This is a genomic window from candidate division KSB1 bacterium, assembly GCA_022562085.1.
GTDB lineage: Bacteria > Zhuqueibacterota > Zhuqueibacteria > Oceanimicrobiales > Oceanimicrobiaceae > Oceanimicrobium.
The window spans coordinates 1-3936 of sequence record JADFPY010000395.1 but is presented as its reverse complement, the minus strand read 5'-3'; the positions used below and the strand labels follow the sequence as shown (position 1 = coordinate 3936).

Sequence of the window (3936 nt, the reverse complement as noted above, 5' to 3'; positions counted from 1 at the left end):
CCGCGGTGCCACTACAATCGCGTAGTGAACGTTAAATACAAATTCAGCAAAGAAAGGCTAACATGAATAAAGATCGAGCTACGTTTGCCAAACGGCAGCGGGAAGTGGAAAAGAAACGCAAGATTGACCAGAAAAAAACGGCCTTAGTTTACTGCGAAAATCAATTTGGCTCAGTGGACGGAAAAACCGCTGCAGCGTTAGTTCGGCATTCTGAAATCTATACAGTCGTTGGGGTTATTGATAGTTCATTAGCTGGCAAGGATGCAGGAGAAGAATTAGGGGAAGAAAAGAGGGGTATTCCCATTTTTGCCAATTTAGATGACGCTTTGAGTAAACTTTCAGAAATTCCAAATTGTTACATTTATGGGAAGGCCCCCTTAGATACTTATATATCCGCCGAAGAAAGGGTTCTAATCTTAGAAGCTATGGAAAAAGGAATGGATATCATTAACGGTCTTCATCAATTCTTCTCCGAAGATTCAGAGTTTGTCAAAATGGCTGCCCAGAACAATATCCAAATTAAAGACATCAGAAAACCTCCGCAATTAAAAGATTTGCATGTCTTTACGGGTCAAATATCTAAAGTAAATGTTCCTGTAATCGCCGTATTAGGCACCGATTGTGCTTGCGGAAAAATGACTACCGCAGTGGAACTCAACAAGACCCTAAATAATCACGGCATAAAGTCGGTACTAGTCGCGACAGGTCAAACCAGCTTGATGCAGGGAGCAAGGTATGGGGTATCGACCGATGCTCTAATTTCCCAGTTTATGATCGGTGAAATAGAAAACTCTGTAATTCAAGCGTTTGACAACGAAAGTCCCGACATCATTTTGGTTGAGGGACAGAGTGCCGTTAGTCATCCCGCTTTTATGAGTTCTCTCGGCATCTTGAAAGGAAGCATGCCCGATGGCATTATCCTTCAACATCCACCTGCCAGAAAGTTCCGTTGCGATTTTCCTCATTTGGCAATGCCAACTGTTGAGAGCGAAATTAAACTGATTGAAGCGATTTCTCAAGCTAGAGTGATGGCTATTACCTTAAGCCATGAAAACCTGGCAGACGAAGATATTCTGAAAGTTATAGCGGAATATGAGAAGCAGTTTCAATTACCGACAACAGATGTTTTGAACTATGGGTGCCAAAAACTTGTTCAAGCGTTAAGCGAAAATTTCCCAAAGCTGGAACATAAAATCACGCGAGAAAACTATAAAATCCTCATAAATGGAAAAGTACAAGCGGACAGGCATCTGAAAGATAAAAATTAAATCGTCCATGCCTAGAATCGAAATTTCCCTATCCCAAATACGAGAAAACACAAAAAAACTATCTGAGTTATACATGCAAAAGGGCATTTCCTTAATGGGAGTGACTAAAGCGGTACTTGGAGAGCCCTCCATAGCCAAAGCAATGATTCAGGGTGGAGTCAAATTTATTGCGGACTCGCGTATTGAAAATATTCAAAAAATGAAAAGTGCAGGAATATCAACTCAATTTGTTCTTTTGCGCACACCCTTAAGCCAGGCTGAATCTATCGTCAAAAATGCAGACATTAGTTTAAATACTGAGATCGAGACTCTTAAAAAACTTTCCTATCATGCGAAAGGGCAGAATAAAATTCATCAGGTAATTATTATGGTTGAGTTAGGCGATTTACGTGAAGGGATACTACCTTGTGATCTACCTCAATTAGTCAGGAAAACCCTTTCTCTGCCCCATATAAAAATAATTGGCATTGGCTGTAATTTGGCCTGCTACGGGGGAATTAAACCTGATGATAAAAACATGCGAGAACTCTCCGAATTGGTTGATTTATTAGAAAAAGAGTTTCACTTTGATCTGGAAATTATTTCAGGTGGAAATTCAGCAAACTTTGAGTGGTTCAAATCTTCTCAGGACGTTGGTAGGGTTAATAATCTCCGTTTGGGGGAATCAATTCTTTTAGGTTGCGAAACTGTAGGTCGAAAAGTAATTCCTGGTTTGCATACGGGCGCATTTCAACTTATTGCTGAAGTTATCGAGTCTAAGAGAAAGGCATCTGTTCCACTTGGAGAAATTTGCCAAGATGCTTTTGGCAATGTTCCTGGCTTTCTGGATCGAGGTGATCATCAAAGAGTGATAATTGCTTTAGGCAGGCAGGACGTTCAAGTATCAAATTTGAAATCTAATAACAAGCTAAAAATGATAGGTTCTAGCTGTGATCATATAATTCTCGATGGAGAGAATCACAATTTGGAGGTCGGAGATGAAATAAGGTTTAGTTTGGATTATAGCGGTCTTCTCGCAACAATGACTTCTCCTTTTGTCATTAAGCAGTTCACAGATAGCAATGCCCACGTGGCGGCTTAACAATTAAAGGTAGCATTGACCCTGCACGCGAGGGAAGTAGCCCCAAGGGGAATCAAACCCCTGTTTCCGGCGTGAGAGGCTGGCGAACTTCAAATATTCAATGTCCGCTTTGGGTCGTTAGTGGCTGTTAATCATTAAATCTTGAGTGTCTGCTTCCCGGAAGCCGACAATCATCAAAAGATAATGAAGTTCCGAGATCGGCCAACAGCGGCCTTCTCAGAGAGCCGATTTCTGGTGGATGGGGAAGATTTTGGGGTTAACGAGGGTAACACCCTTCATCGTTGCGCTCGGGCAATGGAATCCCCTTGCTCTGTAAATGCGCAATGAACTTATTCTCATGATGGGGCGCGAACCCATCCCAATTCCCCTTATAGCATCCTTCGCAAAGAAACATTTCATAATGAGGGAGATATTGCCCATCATACCGTAGCGTTCCGTATTGGAATGAATCTCCACACAAATCACACTGCTCTATTACCTTCCCCATTTTTTTTACCTTTGGTGAATGGAAAACTAACTCTATTCTACACTATTTCCAACGCCCTATTGACACCCCGCCACCCAGGGCATGAATTAGTTAACCCACGCCGGGGTTTCCTTCGGGAGGCCCCGGTTTTTTTATTCTGTAGTGCTTTTCTCGGGTTGAGTTGTTTCCCCTGTTGGCGTCTCTGTCTCCGTAGTGGTCTCCGGCTTCTCATCCGCCTTTTTGTCTTTACTGTAATTCTCACCACAGGCCGATAAGCTGATACCCAGCAAAAGCGCTGTCAATAACACGGTTATCTTTTTATAGAACATGTTAGGAACCTCCTGGTTAAATTAGGTATTTAATAGTATTGGTTTGGAGATATCATGGCAAGCTTTAGAACCGGCATTTTTTGCGGACCAGTCTTAAAGTTAAGGGTCTCCTTATGCCTCCAAACGACCATCTAAGAGCCACCTGAATTGAGTTTCTTAAAAGGGGCAAAACCCAGGCATTTCCCCAGAATCTTGAGAACTTTGGGACTATTTTGGAACCAGCTAGCTTTTAAAGAAAAAGGGCCCGGCCAAATGGCCAAGCCCTTTTACTTAAATATGGTACTGAGAGGACTCCGGCAGAGTCAAAGCTCTGCCGAATAATGTCCGGAGGTTCTTATTTGGGTACCACCTTGGTGGCCTGCGGACCTTTCTGGCCCACCCCTTCTTCGAACTCGACCGTCTGGCCCTCTGCAAGAGTCTTAAAGCCATCATCCCCTTGAATTTCTGAGAAATGAACAAAGAGATCTTTGCCGTCGGATTCAATGAATCCATAACCCTTGCTATCGTTAAACCATTTTACCGTTCCTACTGCCATAATAAATACTCTCCTGCAATTGAGCGGGAATGCACTTCCAGAAAATCCGGATAATGTCTTCCCTGTTTTTAAATTGGGTTTGATTGATGCAAGAACTTTAATAGCATGAATACCAGGAATGTACTAATTTTATGTCTTAAAGTAGCAAATTCCGCTTATTCCGCATTTTCCACCCAAAGTAGAATCCGAAAAACAGCCCAATCCCCCACAACCGATCCCCTTCCCCCGGTCGAGATCGAGCAACCTGGACCAAAAGG

The 3936-nt window shown here is 42.6% G+C and carries 5 protein-coding genes; 2 read left to right on the top strand and 3 right to left on the bottom strand.

What is annotated here, in order from left to right; all coding sequences use genetic code 11:
- Nucleotides 1–62 precede the first annotated feature (62 nt).
- Nucleotides 63–1268 carry a DUF1611 domain-containing protein gene (locus IH879_21065; GenBank protein MCH7677419.1) on the top strand — a complete coding sequence of 402 codons (1206 nt, stop codon included), beginning with the start codon at nt 63–65 and terminating at the stop codon, nt 1266–1268.
- Nucleotides 1264–2349, top strand: coding sequence for an alanine/ornithine racemase family PLP-dependent enzyme (locus tag IH879_21060; protein ID MCH7677418.1), 1086 nt, complete (start codon nt 1264–1266; stop codon nt 2347–2349). The genes IH879_21065 and IH879_21060 overlap by 5 nt, the downstream gene beginning before the upstream one ends.
- A gap of 256 nt (nt 2350–2605) precedes the next feature.
- On the opposite strand, the gene IH879_21055 is transcribed toward IH879_21060, so the two are convergent.
- The 3 genes from IH879_21055 to IH879_21045 all read right to left on the bottom strand — a co-directional run bounded on the left by IH879_21055 (nt 2606) and on the right by IH879_21045 (nt 3679).
- Entirely contained in the window at nt 2606–2836 is a 231-nt protein-coding gene (locus tag IH879_21055) for a hypothetical protein (protein ID MCH7677417.1), read from the bottom strand.
- Between the two features lie 131 nt (nt 2837–2967).
- The gene (locus IH879_21050; protein MCH7677416.1) at nt 2968–3144 is read right to left on the bottom strand and encodes a hypothetical protein; all 177 of its coding nucleotides are present in this window, start codon (nt 3142–3144) and stop codon (nt 2968–2970) included.
- Between the two features lie 334 nt (nt 3145–3478).
- The gene (locus IH879_21045) at nt 3479–3679 is read right to left on the bottom strand and encodes a cold-shock protein (GenBank protein MCH7677415.1); all 201 of its coding nucleotides are present in this window, start codon (nt 3677–3679) and stop codon (nt 3479–3481) included.
- Nucleotides 3680–3936: the final 257 nt, after the last annotated feature.